This window comes from Brenneria rubrifaciens (assembly GCF_005484945.1).
GTDB classification, from domain to species: Bacteria; Pseudomonadota; Gammaproteobacteria; order Enterobacterales; family Enterobacteriaceae; genus Brenneria; species Brenneria rubrifaciens.
In genome coordinates this window covers 1,216,583-1,232,242 of sequence record NZ_CP034035.1, presented here as the reverse complement: position 1 = coordinate 1,232,242, position 15,660 = coordinate 1,216,583, and the positions used below count along the sequence as shown (strand labels likewise).

Here is a 15,660-nt window from a genome sequence, read left to right as displayed (position 1 = left end):
TGAAAAACCCTGATGGCGAACGTCAATGACAGGCAGAACAGGTTTAACTCAAGGCAGCGGTTTACGCCACAAGCCGCTATCGGTTAACATCGACTCCCCTCTATCACAAAAGAAAGCAAGTTCCTTATGACTCAAGTCGCAAAGAAAATATTGGTGACGTGCGCACTGCCTTACGCTAACGGTTCGATCCACCTCGGTCATATGCTTGAACACATTCAGGCGGATATCTGGGTTCGTTACCAGCGAATGCGCGGCAACCAGGTTCATTTTATCTGTGCGGACGATGCCCACGGCACGCCGATCATGCTGAAAGCTCAGCAGATGGGGATAGCGCCGGAGCAAATGATTGCGGCAATGAGTGAGGAACATCAGCAGGACTTCGCCGGTTTCAATATTAGTTATGACAACTATCACTCAACGCACAGTGAAGAGAACCGCGAACTGTCCGGGCTGATCTACCGCCGTCTTAAAGAGAACGGTTTTATTAAAACCCGCACCATCTCTCAGCTTTATGATCCGGAAAAAGGCATGTTTCTGCCGGACCGTTTCGTGAAAGGCGCCTGTCCGAAATGTAAAGCGGCCGATCAGTACGGCGATAACTGCGAAGTCTGCGGCGCCACCTACAGCCCCACCGAGTTGATCGATCCCAAATCGGCGGTGTCCGGCGCAACGCCGGTAATGCGCGAATCTGAGCACTTCTTTTTCGATTTACCGGCCTTTAGCGAAATGCTGCAAACCTGGACTCGTTCAGGCGCCTTGCAGGAGCAGGTCGCCAACAAGATGCAGGAGTGGTTTGACGCCGGCCTGCAACAGTGGGATATCACCCGCGATGCGCCTTACTTTGGTTTTGAAATTCCCGACGCGCCGGGTAAATATTTCTACGTCTGGCTGGATGCGCCAATTGGCTACATGGGCTCATTCAAAAATCTGTGCGACAAACGCGGCGATCTGAGCTTTGATGAATTTTGGAACAAAGATTCCACTGCCGACTTGTATCATTTTATCGGTAAAGACATTGTCTATTTCCACAGTCTGTTCTGGCCGGCCATGCTGCAAGGCAGCCATTTCCGTAAACCCACCAACCTGTTTGTACACGGCTATGTAACGGTCAACGGCGCCAAAATGTCCAAGTCGCGCGGCACATTTATCAAAGCCGGAACTTATCTGCAACATCTGGATGCGGACTGTCTGCGCTATTATTACGCCGCAAAACTCTCTTCCCGCATCGACGATATCGACCTCAACCTGGAAGACTTCGTTCAGCGCGTGAATGCCGATATCGTGAATAAGCTGGTAAATCTCGCATCACGCAACGCCGGATTCATCAGCAAACGTTTCGAAGGCAGGCTGGCGGATACGCTGGCTGACACGGCCCTGTACCAAACCTTCACCGACGCTGCGGAGAGTATTGCCGAAGCATACGGCAACCGCGAATCCGGCCGGGCTATACGTGAAATTATGGCGCTGTCCGATCTGGCAAACCGCTATGTGGATGAGCAGGCGCCGTGGGTTGTGGCGAAGGAAGCAGGCCGTGACGCCGAGTTGCAGGCCATCTGCTCAATGGGCATTAACCTGTTCCGGGTACTGATGACTTACCTGAAACCGGTACTGCCTGCGCTGGCGGAACGGGCGGAAGCCTTCCTGAACAAAACATTGTGCTGGGATGAGATCGGCACGCCATTGCTCGGCCATCAGGTCAACACCTTCAAGGCGCTCTTCAGCCGCATCGATCTGGATAAAGTCACTGCCATGGTCGAGGCGTCCAAAGAAGACATGACCGAAACCAAAGCCATTGCCGGGCCGCTGGCGGACAACCCGGTGCAGGAGACGATCGGCTTTGACGACTTTGACAAAGTGGATATGCGTATCGCGCTGATCAAGCAGGCTGCGTTGGTTGAAGGTTCGGATAAGCTGCTGCGTCTGACGCTGGATCTGGGCGGCGAGACACGTCAGGTTTTCTCCGGCATTCGCAGCGCGTATCCTGATCCGGGCAAACTTGAAGGCCGTCTGACAGTGATGGTCGCCAACCTTGCGCCGCGCAAAATGCGTTTTGGCATATCGGAAGGCATGGTGATGGCGGCAGGCCCGGGCGGTAAAGACATTTTCCTGCTGAGCCCGGACAGCGGCGCTCAGCCCGGTATGCAGGTCAAATAATGCCTTCCGCCATGAAGTGTAGTTTGTTTTCACTCCACTACCTGTAACGTCCCTTGATGCCCGCGCCAGCGGGCATCCTTCTGATGCTCACGCCCTCCAGCGAACCAAACGTTATAACTTAAACCCAAAATTCATAACGCCCCCCATTCCGCGATGATCATTTAGCCGTTATGATGCATTATCATTTTTAAATAGACATCCAGACATAAAGACAGCTATAAAGTCGTCAAGCCTGAACGACTCAGTCATGCTGTCGCCGACACAACATTCAATTACTGAGACACCCTCTGTTTCTTGAACACAATGGAGCTGATAATGAAAAAATTTACCCCCGCCCTGCTTGCGCTCAGTCTGGTTAACGCCTTACCGGTATTCGCCAATCAGAGTACCGCTATTGCGCCGATTCCGGCAGCGCTGGCTCAGCATGAGGGATCGGTGCGCATCGCGCTTATCCGTAATCTGGGCTCCGATGACAACACCACGCAGTTTGTTTCCGGCGTGATTGAGGAAGGAAAAAAGCTGGGCTTCAAAGTCAGCACCTTTCTGAGTAATGGCGATGACGCGCGTTTCCAGGATTTCGTTAATCAGGCCATCAGCCAGAAATACGACGGCATCATTCTTTCGCAGGGTCGCGATCCCTACTCTACCGAGCTGATCAAACGTATCGTCGACAGCGGCATTGCGGTATCCGTGTTTGATACCGCCGTCAAGGGTGAAATACCTGGCGTGACCGTGACCCAACAGGATGATGCCTCTCTGACCAATGCGTCGTTCGGTCAACTGGTCAAAGATTTCAACGGTAAAGCCAATATCATCAAACTGTGGGTCGCCGGTTTCCCGCCGATGGAGCGCCGTCAGGCAGCCTATCAGCAAATACTGAAAGCCAACCCTGGTATCAAAGAGCTGGAGTCCATTGGCGCCGTCTCTTCCGACGTTCAGGGTGATACCGCCAATAAAGTCGGGGCGGTGCTGGCCAAGTATCCGAGAGGAAAAATCGATGCCATTTGGGGCACATGGGATGCATTCAGTCAGGGCGCCTATAAAGCATTAAAGGAAAACGGCCGTAGCGAAATCAAACTCTACAGTATCGATATTTCGAATCAGGATCTGCAACTGATGCGTGAAGCCAATAGCCCGTGGAAAGTGAGCGTGGCGGTGGACCCCAAACTGATTGGCAAAGTGAACCTGCGTCTGGTCGCCAACAAAATTGCAGGGGAACCGACGCCGGCTACTTACGAATTCCGCGCAGCCGCCATTCCACAAGCGCTGTTAGCCAGCCAACCGGGGCCGGTAAACGTTGCCGGTCTGAGCAAAATCATCCCCGGCTGGGGCCAGACAGATGATTTTATTGCGCCCTGGTTTGCTACACTGGCAGCAAACCAGGCTAAGTAACAGGAGTGCTTATGGCATCAAGTCCCCTACCAACACCTGATTACAGTCGCAATATGCGCCTAATCGGACACAGCGATCAGGGCGGCAGACCCGATGGCGTACAGGTTATGGTCCACCGTGGCTATGCGTATATCGGGCATATGGTTTCACAGGGCGTATCGATCGTCGACGTGCGCGATCCGAAAAACCCGAAACCCGCCGGGTTTATCGCCGCACCGCCCGGAACCTGGAGCATACACCTGCAAACGCACGACGACCTGTTATTGGTCGTCAATGCCAGGGACTTGTTTGCCGATGCCAGCTTTGCCGAAGAAAAAGTGTATTACACCCGTGCGATTGCGGAAACGGTTAGCACCAGACAACAGGAAAGAGGCTGGAGCGCAGGGCTGCGCATTTTTGATATTTCCACGCCGGATAAACCACGTGAAATCAGTTTCCTGTCTTTGGACGGAATTGGAATTCATCGTATCTGGTACGTCGGCGGGCGCTGGGCCTATGTCTCAGCCCTGCTGGATGGCTACAGCGATTACATTTTCCTGACCATCGATCTGGCTGACCCACAACGCCCGCAGGTTGCCGGACGTTATTGGCTGCCCGGTATGCACGCCGCGGGCGGGGAACAAGCCAATTGGCCGCAAGGTAAACGCTACGCACTGCATCATGCCATTATCAGCGGCGATACCGCTTACGGAAGTTGGCGCGATGGCGGGCTGACGCTACTGGATGTCAGCGATCGCAGCCGGCCTCGGCTTATCAGTCATCGTAACTGGAGTCCGCCTTTTGGCGGCGGAACCCATACGGCGCTGCCGCTTCCTGACCGCAACCTGCTGATCGTGCTGGATGAAGCCGTGCTGGATAATCAGGAAGACGGGGAAAAGCTGATCTGGGTCTTTGATATTCGCGACCCCAGTAACCCGGTCAGTATTTCAACCTTCCCACAACCAATCGAAGCGGATTATGTGAAAAAAGGCGCGCACTTTGGCCCACATAACCTGCACGAAAATCGACCCGGCAGCTTTATCAGCTCATCGCTGATTTTCGCCACCTACCAGAACGCAGGCGTCCGGGTCTACGACGTCAGCAATCCCTATCGGCCGAAAGAAACCGGCGCGCTGGTGCCGGCCGCCCCGCAAAAAATGGTGGATAAGCGTCCCGGCAGACCACGGGTGATTCAATCCTGCGATGTATTTGTCGACGCGCAAGGCATTGTCTACAGCACCGACTACAATGCCGGACTGTCGATCATAGAGTATCGCGGTTAAACATCAATCCCTGACGATTTGCGCTTCGGAACGCCGCAAGCGGCGTTCCAGCAAGACATGCCAGGCAGGAACATCGCTATTAAGCGGCTTAACCCAGCGCCAACACACTCACCCACATCGGTCCCTGACCTACCTTATAGCGTGCCAGCGGTTGCAAATCGCCCTCTTCATCCTCAATGCGATACGCTTCAATGTGCTGCGATTTCTGTCCGGCAGCAATCAGGAACTCGCCGGCGTGATCGATATTAAAACCACGCGGCTGCGTTTCCGTGGGCTGATGTCCCGTCAAAAGCAGCGTACCGTCATCCTCCGATACCTGGAAGATACTCAACAGGCTGGCGGTACGATCGCTGGTATACAGGAAACGGCCATCCGGCGTGATGTGAATGTCCGCCGCCCAACGCGTATCGGCGAAACCGGCGGGCATCGCATCCAGCGTCTGAATCTTCCGCAACTGACCATCGGGCGCGTTAAGCTGATACACGTCCACCGAACTGTTTAATTCGTTGACGCAATAGGCAAAATGCTGATTGGGATGAAATACCAAATGACGCGGCCCCGCCCCCGTGACCGTGGTCATTTCCGGCTGACGATGCTCGCTTAGCTTCCCGGTTGGCCCCAGATCGTATAAACGAATGCGATCTTCTTTCAGACAAGGGGCCCAGAGCACCCTATTCGTCGGATCGATATTGGCCGAGTGGCAACCTTCCAGCCCATCCAGACGCTGTATCGGCTCGCCAACCACGCCATCCTCACCAATGGGACTGACGCTGACAGAGGCGCCGCTATAAGACGCACTAAACAGGAATCGACCATCCAGATCGGTGGAAAGATGCGTCGGGCTAGCCGGCAACGTTGCAGTGCCTGCGTCGGTCAGCAGACCTTGATCATCAATACGATAGCTTATCACACGGAACTCAGGGCGAACCCCCACATACAAATAGCTTTTATCAGGGGCAATTGTCATTGGCTGTACCTGTCCGGGAACATCAACAACCTGCAATAACGTCAGACCACCCTCCGCGCCAAGCCGCCATACATGGATTTGCTGACTTTCCGGGCTGGCGACATAAACGACTTGTTGCATTGTACTCTCCTTAATTCACGCGAATTTTACCGCTCAAGCACATGCCCAAAGTGTACATCTCCCGCAGATAATCGTCACGGCCAGCCACATTTTGCGCAACCTGACTTACGGTGTACCATCATCAATCGCTTTATTCTACAGACACTTTACGAGACTACTATGACCTATCGTGTAATTGCGCTCGATCTCGACGGAACGCTTCTTGATCGACAAAAAAAAATTCTGCCGGAATCCCTCACTGCAATAGCGTTGGCTCGCCAGCAAGGTATCAAAGTCGTTATCGTGACCGGGCGTCACCATTCGGCCATCCATCCGTTTTATCAGGCGTTACAGCTCGATACCCCCGCCATCTGCTGTAACGGTACTTATGTCTACCATTACCAGACAGGTCAGATTTCCCACGCCAACCCGTTATCTGCTGCTCAGGCCAAAAGCGTACTCGGCATGTTGCAAACCTTTGACATCCACGGCCTGATGTATGCCGATGATGCCATGTATTACCAATACCCCACCGGGCATGTGACGCGCACGCAGGCCTGGGGCGCCAGACTGCCGGAATTGCAGCGTCCCTCGTTCCAAATGGTCGAAAATTTGGTTCAGCAGGCCGATGAATCGGCTTCTATCTGGAAATTTGCGACTTCCCATGCCGACATCCCGACTTTAAACCAGTTCGCCGGCACGGTGGAAAAACAGCTCGGACTGGCCTGCGAATGGTCATGGCAAGATCAGGTCGATATCGCCCAAACAGGCAATAGCAAAGGCAAATTGCTGCAACAGTGGCTTGCCGAACAGGGTATCGGCATGAAGGAGGTCGTCGCCTTTGGAGATAACTTCAACGACCTAAGTATGCTTGAAGGCGCCGGACTCGGCGTGGCGATGGGCAACAGCGCGGATGAGATCAAAGCCCACGCCGATCTGGTTATCGGCCACAACGAAGAACCCGGTATCGCCGAGGTAATTCATACACGCATACTGGCGTAATTCGCGATTCTGAAATCGTCTCTATGCCGTAATTGAAACACTTTTTATCTGGGCGTAAAGCCGTTGATCCGAATGTAGCGCCAGCTCATCACGCGCCCAGGGCGTGATTCTGGCCCACAGGATTTGGTTATCAACCCGCAGTTTCACTTCCACCTGCTCATCAACGTCGATAAACTCGACCACGGTGGCAGGCAGAATGTTACGAATGCTGCTCGCTTCCGGTGGTTGCAGCACCAGCGAAACATCCGCGGCATTCACCCGGATACGTAACGCGGAATCTATCGGCGCCGCCACTTTGCCTACCCACAGGCGCTGTTCCCCTAATGATAAAGCGGTCATCGCATAGCGTTCGTGATGCGCAAGCAGGCGCGCGTTCAGAATGCTGCTCTGTTCATCACGCGGCAACCAGGGACGCAAGGCGCTGCTGGCCCAGACTTCTTCCAGCCTTCCCTGCGCTTTGACTTTACCTTTATCCAAGACCAGCACGCCATCCGCCAGCCGGACAATTTCTTCCATACTATGGGTTACATAAAGAATGGGAATATTCACTTCTTTGGCCAATTTATCCAGATAAGGCAACAGTTCGCGTTTTCTGGGCAAATCCAGCGATGCCAGCGGCTCATCCATCAGCAACAGCGCCGGCGCCGTGAGTAACGCGCGGCCAATCGCCACGCGCTGTTTCTCACCGCCTGACAACGTTAGCGGATAGCGATTCAGCAGGTGTTCAATACCGAGCAGCCCGACAATATCGTCAAACTGTGATTTCATCACGGCCGATATGCCATAACGCAAATTACCGCGTACGCGGTAATGGGGAAACAGGCGAGCATCCTGAAAAACATAGCCGATACGACGTTTTTCCGGTGGCATAAAAATACGTTGCCAGGTATCGACCAGTACCTTGCCATTCAACACAATACGCCCAGAATCGGGTCGCGTGAGGCCGACCACCGCATTGATCAGCGAGGTTTTACCCGCGCCGGACACACCAAAGATCGCGGTAATGCCGTTAGCGGGCAAATCGGCTTTTACACTGAGGGACAACGCGCCGAGCTGCTGGTTGAAATCGAGTGACAACATTACCCACCCAACCGCTTACGACTCCAGGTCGTCAGCCATTCCGACAGCAACAACGATACCAGCGACAACACAATCGCGATAATACACAGCCTCGCCGCATCAGCTTCCGCTCCCGGCGTCTCAATGAGCGTATACATCGCCAGCGGTATCGTCCGGGTTTCGCCAGGAATATTAGAGACAAAGGTAATCGTCGCCCCGAACTCCCCTAAAGAGCGAGCGAACGCCAGTACGATGCCGACCACAATACCGGGAATGGAAAGCGGTAGTGTGATGGTAAAAAAGACCCGCCAAGGCGTCGCGCCCAGCGTCCTTGCCGCCTGTTCAAGCTGCCTATCCACCGCGTCCAACGACAATCGTATGGCCCGCACCATCAAGGGAAACGCGACAATGGCTGACGCCAGCGCCGCCCCCCGCCAGCTAAAGCTAAAACTGAATCCAAACCAATCATAGAGCCATGACCCGATAACCCCGCGCCTGCCCATTCCTATCAACAGCAGATAGCCAATCACCACGGGCGGTAACACCAGTGGCAAATGAATAATGCTATCCAGCAGCGATTTGCCGGGAAAGCGGCACCGCACCAGGACCCATGCCATCAGTATGCCAAAGGGTAAACTGCATATCACCGCCACAATGGAAACTTTAAGGCTTAGCTCAACCGCCTGCCATTCATAGTCGCTGAGCATCATTACCGGGGAGTAAATCCATAGCGTTTGAAGACCGCTGCGGCTTCCGGTGTTTTCAGATAGTCATAGAACCCGCTGACAACCGCATTTTCATGACCTTTAACGATCGCCATCGGGTATTCCACCGGTTTATGGCTGCTTTCCGGGAATAGGCCAATCACCTTAACCTTATCGCTAACCACCGCATCCGAACCATAGACGATCCCCAACGGCGCCTCCTCTCGCTCAACCAGCGCCATTGCCGCACGCACGTTATTAGCCCGGGCCATTAGCGGAGATAGTTCATCCCAGGATTTCAGGTTTTGCAGCGCTTCCTTGGCGTAGATCCCAACCGGGACATGATCGGGGTCGCCAACAGCCAGATGCCCCCCTTTCAGCAAGTTTTTCCAATCCGTTTTCTCATCAATGGCGATCGTTTTCAGCGCACTGGATCTTGGTGCAATCACCACCAATTCATTGCCCAACAGCGTATAACGGCTGCCATTCTCAATCAGTTTTTTATCCTGAGCATAATCCATCCATTGCTGATCGGCCGAGATAAACATATTGGCTGGCGCACCTTGCTCGATTTGGCGCGCCAGCGTTGAAGAGGATGCATAGGAAGCCACAATCGCAACCTGCTTTTCTTTCTGATACTGGGTAGCAATTTCCTGTAAGGCATTGGTCAGCGAGGCCGCGGCAAAGACCGTCACCTTCTGTTCCGCCGCCATTGCCGACAGTACCATCCCCGCGCTCATTATCAGCGCGGCAAACCATTTGAACCATTGCTGTGTCATTGTCGTCTCCTGCTCTTTATCATCATCGTTATATAATCCATACTATAACGATGCATCGCAGGATGTCATTCTGTTTATCAGTGACATAAGGAAACGTTAGGATAGTAGTGTCCGGCTTTACGCCGGACATCAAAATAGAAGGGAATACTCGATTAATGCGATTTTTTAGCAGTCTGGCCGTCACCGTCAGTGTGACCAATTTTGGAAAAAACGTTAAACACTGCGCCCAGACCATAAATGGCCCCCAGAATGATAGCCATCATTACCGGAACCATGGCTACTGCAAACAACAGGCTCGTTAACAACTCCCACATGCTTACCTCACTTATCGCAACGGTTACCGCGACTTCTGTCGCCCATACCACGTACAGTTTCGCCGTAAACTAGCATACTTATTTTTACATCCCAACAGTTTACCGTAATGAAGAAAATTAATGCGGCCATTTGTGCGATTTGCCCCCACTGATGTGCCGCATTTATTGTGCGGCCCATTGTGCACCCGGATGGCGTTGAGGCAGAGCGACTGGACAAGGTTGCGGACGCGCGGCTGACGCCGGTTTCCGGCCGCGTTATCAACATCGTCGACGGTAATAAGAGGGCAACATGCTGGTGCTGAAACAACAGTTAAAGCAGGCGCGGCCGTCGCAGACGGCGGTCGCCACAACCATTTCCGTGTCAGGGGCTACGCTGGCGCAAATTGTTGACCATAACCCGTGGGCACGCACCAACGCCGGGGAGATTCGCCAGCGCCTGCAAAACGTTCCGGCGAGGCATGGCATTGAAACCGAAAAGAGTTTTAACACTCTACAGGACGCCCCATCCCATGCGGCGCAAACCACAGACCTCAGCCTGGAGGCATTCCTGACCGTCATGCTGGGACGCGCCGGGAACACGCTGGCTGACGTCATCGACGCTCTCCGCGTCCGGCTGAGTAATCAGGTCGGCGCGCGTTAGCCTGTCGTCAGGCTGCCGTACCCGCTGGCCGTCGCCAATCTGATGATTGCCGCCATGAATTTGGCTGCTGAAATAGGCGTGCCGCGGGTGAATGCGGATGTGAGCAAGGGGGGTTGATCGTAAATCCATCCCGAAAATCTACCAACGATTCGCCACACCGACATTTCCGTTTGAACAAGGGGTGAAATAAATGGAACAGAATTACACGACGCATGGCGCAACGCGCGAACCCGACGGGGATAATCGGCAATGGCGGAATGCAGAACAGACCGGTTGCGTCATCGAAAACGTCAATCTCGCAGGGTATGTATTGTTATCTTAGGGGGCAGTTTGCCCCTGATGAAAAAAATAGCGACAATACAAATCATTAAACTCTCCGTTTGTGAGCTTCCCTATGCAGGCCGAAATTCTCCTAACCTTAAAACTCCAGCAACGCTTGTTTGCCGATCAGCGGCGGATCGAATTACTAAAACAAGTTCGTCACACCGGTTCAATTAGCCAGGGCGCAAGGCTGGCCGGGATCAGCTATAAAAGCGCATGGGACGCCATCAACGAGATGAATCAGTTGGCGGAGCAAACCGTCGTGGAACGGATGACCGGCGGTAAAGGCGGCGGCGGCGCGCAGATCACCCACTATGGCGAACGCCTGCTCCAGCTTTACGATTTACTCGCCCAGATTCAGCAAAAAGCCTTCGATGTGCTTCAGAAAGAGGACTTGCCGCTGGACAGTCTGCTGGCTGCCATTGCGCGTTTCTCGCTGCAAACAAGCGCCCGAAATCAGTTTTTTGGAACCGTGCTCGCACGCGGCGATCAAGCCGTTCAGCAGCAGTTGGATATTTTGCTCGCCGATGGTAAAACGACGGTCAGCGCCCTGATTACCCGGCAAAGCGCTGAACGTTTACGCCTTGACACGGGGAAAGACGTGCTGGTGCTGATCAAAGCGCCCTGGATAGAAGTTTGTGCCGCCGATGCCCCGGTAATACCGGCCGATAACATCCTCATCGGGCGGATAAGTTCTCTTGAAACCGGCACTGAAAACAGCGAAGTGCTGATCACGCTGGCGGGGGGCGAAACGCTATGCGCAACCGTTTCAAATGATATCGCCGAAGCACAGCAACTGCGGCCGGGCCTTGAGGTTAGAGCCACCTTCAGCGCCGATCGGGTGATTGTGGCGACGCTCTGCTAACCCCGTTATGGAGACATCAGCCGTACGCCTCCGACCCTGACTGACTGTGTATTGACTCGCTGACAAAGGATAAAAGATGCCGTTGTTGAAAATAGCCCAGGGCCGATTCCGGTTGAATGACACCCGTATGTTGCGGGTGGATGACCTGACACTCGAACAACATCAAAACTGGGCGTTTATTGGTGCAAACGGCAGCGGAAAATCCTCGCTGGCACGCGCGCTATCGGGCGAGCTTCCCGTGCTGAACGGAGAGCGGCGATGCGATTTTCAACGTATTGTCCGGCTGTCATTCGAGCAGTTGCAGAAACTGGTTTCCGAAGAGTGGCAGCGCAATAACACCGACATGTTGAATTCTGATGAACAAGACACGGGGCGCACAACGGCCGAAGTCATTCAGGATAGCGTGAGGGATCAGAACCGCTGTCGGTTGCTTGCCGAACAATTTGGTATTGCGCATCTTCTCGATCGCCGGTTCAAGTATCTTTCCGCCGGCGAAACACGCAAGACGATGTTATGTCAGGCATTGATGCCGCAGCCAGACCTGTTGATTCTGGACGAACCTTTCGACGGGCTGGATGCAGCCTCACGCCGGCAGCTTGCCGGGCGACTGCCGCAGTTCGCCGGTCATGGCGGTACTTTGGCGCTGATCCTGAACCGGTTTGACGATATCCCCCCTTTTATCCATCATGTCGGCATTCTTGCGGATTGCGCATTAACTCGTGTGGGCGCGCGTGAGGAAATCTTGTCAGAAACGCTGATCGCTCAGTTGGCCTACAGTGAAAAACTGTCGGGAAGCGCCATCCCCGAACCGGAAGACCCGCAGAGACATCCCCGGCTACCCGCGCATCTTCCCCGTATTACGCTACGCAACGGCATCGTCCAGTATGACGACCGTCCGATATTGCATGGCTTGAACTGGGAAGTGATGCCCGGCCAGCACTGGCAGATTGTCGGTCCGAACGGCGCGGGAAAATCGACGCTTCTGAGTTTGATTACCGGCGATCACCCCCAGGGCTATAGCAACGATTTCACACTGTTTGGCCGCAGGCGCGGCAGTGGCGAAACCATCTGGGATATCAAACGTCATATCGGTTACGTCAGCAACACTCTGCATCTGGATTACCAGGTCAGCACCAGCGTGCGTAACGTCATTTTATCGGGATTCTTCGATTCCATCGGCATCTATCAGGCGGTTTCCGATCGTCAGCGTCAGCTCACCGGACAGTGGCTGGCTTTGCTGGGTCTTGATGGCGCCATCGCGGACGCCCCGTTCCAAACCTTATCCTGGGGTCAGCAGCGTCTGGTGTTGATCGCCAGAGCACTGGTGAAACACCCTGCCCTGCTGATTCTCGACGAACCGTTACAGGGTCTGGACCCCCTGAACCGGCAATTGGTTCGGCGCTGGCTGGATATCTTAATCAGCGAAGGCGGCACACAGTTGCTGTTCGTTTCTCACCATCCCGAAGACGCGCCACAGTGCATTACGCACCGACTCGAATTTATCCCTAAAGGCGATATTTACGACTATCAGATTTATCGCGTTATGGACAAGTCAAAAACCGGGGATGATAACGATACCAAGAAATAGATCCCGCTGAGAAACACGGCGTCTTTTACAAAAACTTATATTCAGCACTCGATGATTGGTTAAGAAAAATTGTCAATAACGGGGTTATTTTTGCTGTTTATCACCTTTCTTGGCGGGTAACGATGTTATTTTTCGCCTAATCATTACAACAGAGGTCAACATGAATGTTTTAGTCACGGGTGGAAACGGTTACATAGGAAGTCATACCTGTGTGCAGTTACTGGCTGCCGGGCACCACCCCGTCATTGTCGACAACTTATGCAACAGCAAAGCCAGCGTGGTTAAAACCATTGGGCAACTGACAGGTAAAACGCCGGTGTTTTATCAAAGCGATATCCGTGACACATCACGGTTAAACGACATTTTTTCCCGTCACAAGATTGATGCCGTCATTCACTTTGCCGGCTTGAAAGCGGTTGGCGAGTCGGTTCGCGAACCCATCAGCTACTATGATAACAACGTCTACGGCACGCTGACGCTGGTTCAGTCCATGAAAAAAGCGGGCGTGAAGAATCTGATTTTTAGTTCCTCCGCGACCGTTTACGGCGATCAGCCCCAGATTCCCTATCAGGAAAACTTTCCAACCGGCCAGCCCGCCAGCCCTTATGGCCGCAGCAAGCTGATGGTTGAGCAAATTTTGCAGGATTTGCAGCAGGCGGAGCCGGACTGGAGCATCACGCTGCTGCGTTATTTCAACCCGGTTGGCGCGCATCCGTCAGGTCAAATGGGGGAAGATCCGCAGGGCATTCCCAATAACCTGATGCCCTATATCGCTCAGGTTGCCGTTGGTCGCCGGGAATCGCTGGCTATTTTCGGCAATGACTACCCGACGGAAGATGGCACGGGCGTGCGCGATTACATCCACGTCGTCGACTTGGCCGATGGCCATGTCGCCGCCATGAATGCGCTGCAAAATCGTGCCGGTGTCCATATCTACAATCTGGGCGCAGGCGTGGGCTACAGCGTATTGCAAGTGGTTGACGCTTTCCGTCAAGCCTGCGGCAAACCGCTGGCGTATCACTTCGCGCCACGTCGTCAAGGCGATCTTGCGGCTTATTGGGCTGACGCTGAAAAAGCGGCGCGGGATCTCAACTGGCGGGTCAGCCGTTCACTGGAAGAGATGGCGCAGGATACGTGGCGCTGGCAATCCACTCATCCTCAGGGTTATCCAGACTAAAAAAAACCGCGGGGATAACATTCGGGCAACGGCTTGGTTGGCCGAATACCCACAGGAGCAAGCCATGTTGAATGAAAAAACCCGCGCGCTGGCGCCCGACGGACAGCCGTTCCAATTAACCGCCTTACAAAATCAGGCAGGCATGCGCATTTGCCTGATGGACTGGGGCGCCACCTGGCTTTCCTGCCAGTTGCCCATGCCGGGCGGTGAAGTGCGGGAAGTGCTGCTCGGTTGTGCTGCGCCAGAACAGTATCCTCAGCAAAGCGCTTATCTTGGGGCGTCTGTGGGCCGCTACGCCAATCGTATCGCCAATGCCACGTTCAGCCGTGGCGATGAAACCTACCTTCTGGCCGCCAATCAGGGCGTCCATCAGTTACATGGCGGTCCAGACGGGTTTCACGCACGGCGCTGGTCTATTCTCAGCCAGGATGCGTCACAGATTACCTATCAGTTGTATTCGCCGGATGGCGATCAGGGATATCCCGGTCAGCTTAATGTGCAGGTCTGCTATCGTCTGACTGAACATCACGCGCTGGAAATCACCTATCAAGCCGTCGCGGAAAAAAACTGCCCGGTGTGCCTGACCAACCACGCCTACTTCAATCTTGACGGCAACCCAACGGACGTACGCAAACACCGGTTGCAACTCTTTGCCGATTATTACCTGCCGGTAAACAGCGCCGGTATTCCCGGCGCGGACCTTAAACCGGTTGAAAAAACTGGAATGGATTTCCGCCAGCCGAAAACGCTGGAGCAGGACTTCCTGCGGGACGACGATCAGGTTGCCGTCAACGGTTACGATCACGCTTATCTGCTGCACAAAACCTGCGCCTCCGGTGAAAGCCCGGCGGCCAATTTGTGGTCCTCGGATGACCAGGTCATGATGAGCGTCTTTACCAGCGCACCCGCCCTGCAACTCTATAGCGGCAACTTCCTTTCAGGTACGCCATCAAGGGAAGGCCACCGCTATGAAAATCACGCTGGCGTGGCGCTGGAAAGCGAATTCCTGCCGGATAGTCCCAACCATCCAGACTGGCCGCAGCCGGACTGCTGGTTAAAACCGGGCAAGGTATATCGCGCTGAAACTACCTATCAGTTTTTCACACCCTAATCATTGTACCGGCGTCTTACCCGGCGCCGATATCCTGGTTTCACTTTCTCTCCCAGTCACTTACCGACGCCGTGAATGGGGCATTCGCCCGGTTTCCCGCTGCCTGCATTCTGAAACTTGCCAGTTTTTATTAACTCGTTGATAACATTGGCAGAACATCCCTCTACCGCTTTACAAAACTCTTCAATTCCCTGCTTGCCCACGCCAGATTCTGGCGCTTACACTG

At 54.0% G+C, this 15,660-nt stretch carries 15 protein-coding genes; 10 read left to right on the top strand and 5 right to left on the bottom strand.

The window, feature by feature from the left end; translation table 11 throughout:
- Positions 1–126: 126 nt before the first annotated feature.
- The 3 genes from metG to EH207_RS05760 all read left to right on the top strand — a co-directional run bounded on the left by metG (position 127) and on the right by EH207_RS05760 (position 4,808).
- On the top strand, positions 127–2,154 hold the full coding sequence (gene metG, locus EH207_RS05770) for a methionine--tRNA ligase (RefSeq protein WP_137713129.1): 2,028 nt from the start codon (positions 127–129) through the stop codon (positions 2,152–2,154).
- 315 nt (positions 2,155–2,469) lie between these two features.
- A complete protein-coding gene (locus EH207_RS05765; protein ID WP_137713128.1) occupies positions 2,470–3,546 on the top strand; it encodes a sugar ABC transporter substrate-binding protein in 1,077 nt (358 codons plus the stop codon).
- A gap of 11 nt (positions 3,547–3,557) precedes the next feature.
- The gene (locus EH207_RS05760) at positions 3,558–4,808 is read left to right on the top strand and encodes an LVIVD repeat-containing protein (RefSeq protein WP_137713127.1); all 1,251 of its coding nucleotides are present in this window, start codon (positions 3,558–3,560) and stop codon (positions 4,806–4,808) included.
- Between the two features lie 88 nt (positions 4,809–4,896).
- Here the strand turns inward: EH207_RS05760 and pgl are convergent, their stop codons facing one another.
- Positions 4,897–5,895, bottom strand: coding sequence for a 6-phosphogluconolactonase (pgl, locus tag EH207_RS05755; protein ID WP_137713126.1), 999 nt, complete (start codon positions 5,893–5,895; stop codon positions 4,897–4,899).
- Positions 5,896–6,054: 159 nt separating this feature from the next.
- Between pgl and EH207_RS05750 the strand changes: the two genes are divergently transcribed.
- On the top strand, positions 6,055–6,876 hold the full coding sequence (locus EH207_RS05750) for a pyridoxal phosphatase (protein ID WP_137713125.1): 822 nt from the start codon (positions 6,055–6,057) through the stop codon (positions 6,874–6,876).
- 21 nt (positions 6,877–6,897) lie between these two features.
- On the opposite strand, the gene modC is transcribed toward EH207_RS05750, so the two are convergent.
- The 4 genes from modC to EH207_RS05730 all read right to left on the bottom strand — a co-directional run bounded on the left by modC (position 6,898) and on the right by EH207_RS05730 (position 9,732).
- Entirely contained in the window at positions 6,898–7,956 is a 1,059-nt protein-coding gene (modC, locus tag EH207_RS05745) for a molybdenum ABC transporter ATP-binding protein ModC (RefSeq protein ID WP_137713124.1), read from the bottom strand.
- Positions 7,956–8,645 (bottom strand): molybdate ABC transporter permease subunit, encoded by a 690-nt coding sequence (modB, locus tag EH207_RS05740; RefSeq protein WP_137713123.1) that lies wholly within the window; start codon positions 8,643–8,645, stop codon positions 7,956–7,958. Before modB ends, modC begins: the two co-directional genes overlap by 1 nt.
- Positions 8,645–9,418 (bottom strand): molybdate ABC transporter substrate-binding protein, encoded by a 774-nt coding sequence (gene modA / locus EH207_RS05735; protein ID WP_137713122.1) that lies wholly within the window; start codon positions 9,416–9,418, stop codon positions 8,645–8,647. Before modA ends, modB begins: the two co-directional genes overlap by 1 nt.
- Positions 9,419–9,570: 152 nt before the next feature.
- Positions 9,571–9,732: an AcrZ family multidrug efflux pump-associated protein gene (locus tag EH207_RS05730; RefSeq protein WP_137713121.1), complete on the bottom strand. Its 162-nt coding sequence runs from the start codon at positions 9,730–9,732 to the stop codon at positions 9,571–9,573.
- A gap of 289 nt (positions 9,733–10,021) precedes the next feature.
- Here EH207_RS05730 and EH207_RS18580 point away from each other — a divergent pair, with 289 nt between their 5' ends.
- From EH207_RS18580 to galM, 6 genes are all read left to right on the top strand, one after another.
- Positions 10,022–10,372 (top strand): hypothetical protein, encoded by a 351-nt coding sequence (locus tag EH207_RS18580; RefSeq protein WP_377804919.1) that lies wholly within the window; start codon positions 10,022–10,024, stop codon positions 10,370–10,372.
- A 190-nt stretch (positions 10,373–10,562) separates the two neighbouring features.
- Positions 10,563–10,694: a hypothetical protein gene (locus tag EH207_RS18505; RefSeq protein ID WP_281279154.1), complete on the top strand. Its 132-nt coding sequence runs from the start codon at positions 10,563–10,565 to the stop codon at positions 10,692–10,694.
- A gap of 72 nt (positions 10,695–10,766) precedes the next feature.
- Positions 10,767–11,558, top strand: a complete 792-nt coding sequence (gene modE, locus EH207_RS05720) for a molybdenum-dependent transcriptional regulator (RefSeq protein ID WP_137713120.1) — start codon at positions 10,767–10,769, stop codon at positions 11,556–11,558.
- 76 nt (positions 11,559–11,634) lie between these two features.
- Positions 11,635–13,146 (top strand): molybdate ABC transporter ATP-binding protein ModF, encoded by a 1,512-nt coding sequence (gene modF / locus EH207_RS05715; RefSeq protein WP_137713119.1) that lies wholly within the window; start codon positions 11,635–11,637, stop codon positions 13,144–13,146.
- A gap of 160 nt (positions 13,147–13,306) precedes the next feature.
- Positions 13,307–14,323: a UDP-glucose 4-epimerase GalE gene (gene galE, locus EH207_RS05710; RefSeq protein WP_137713118.1), complete on the top strand. Its 1,017-nt coding sequence runs from the start codon at positions 13,307–13,309 to the stop codon at positions 14,321–14,323.
- Between the two features lie 64 nt (positions 14,324–14,387).
- On the top strand, positions 14,388–15,434 hold the full coding sequence (gene galM / locus EH207_RS05705) for a galactose-1-epimerase (RefSeq protein WP_137713117.1): 1,047 nt from the start codon (positions 14,388–14,390) through the stop codon (positions 15,432–15,434).
- The last annotated feature ends 226 nt before the right edge of the window (positions 15,435–15,660 follow it).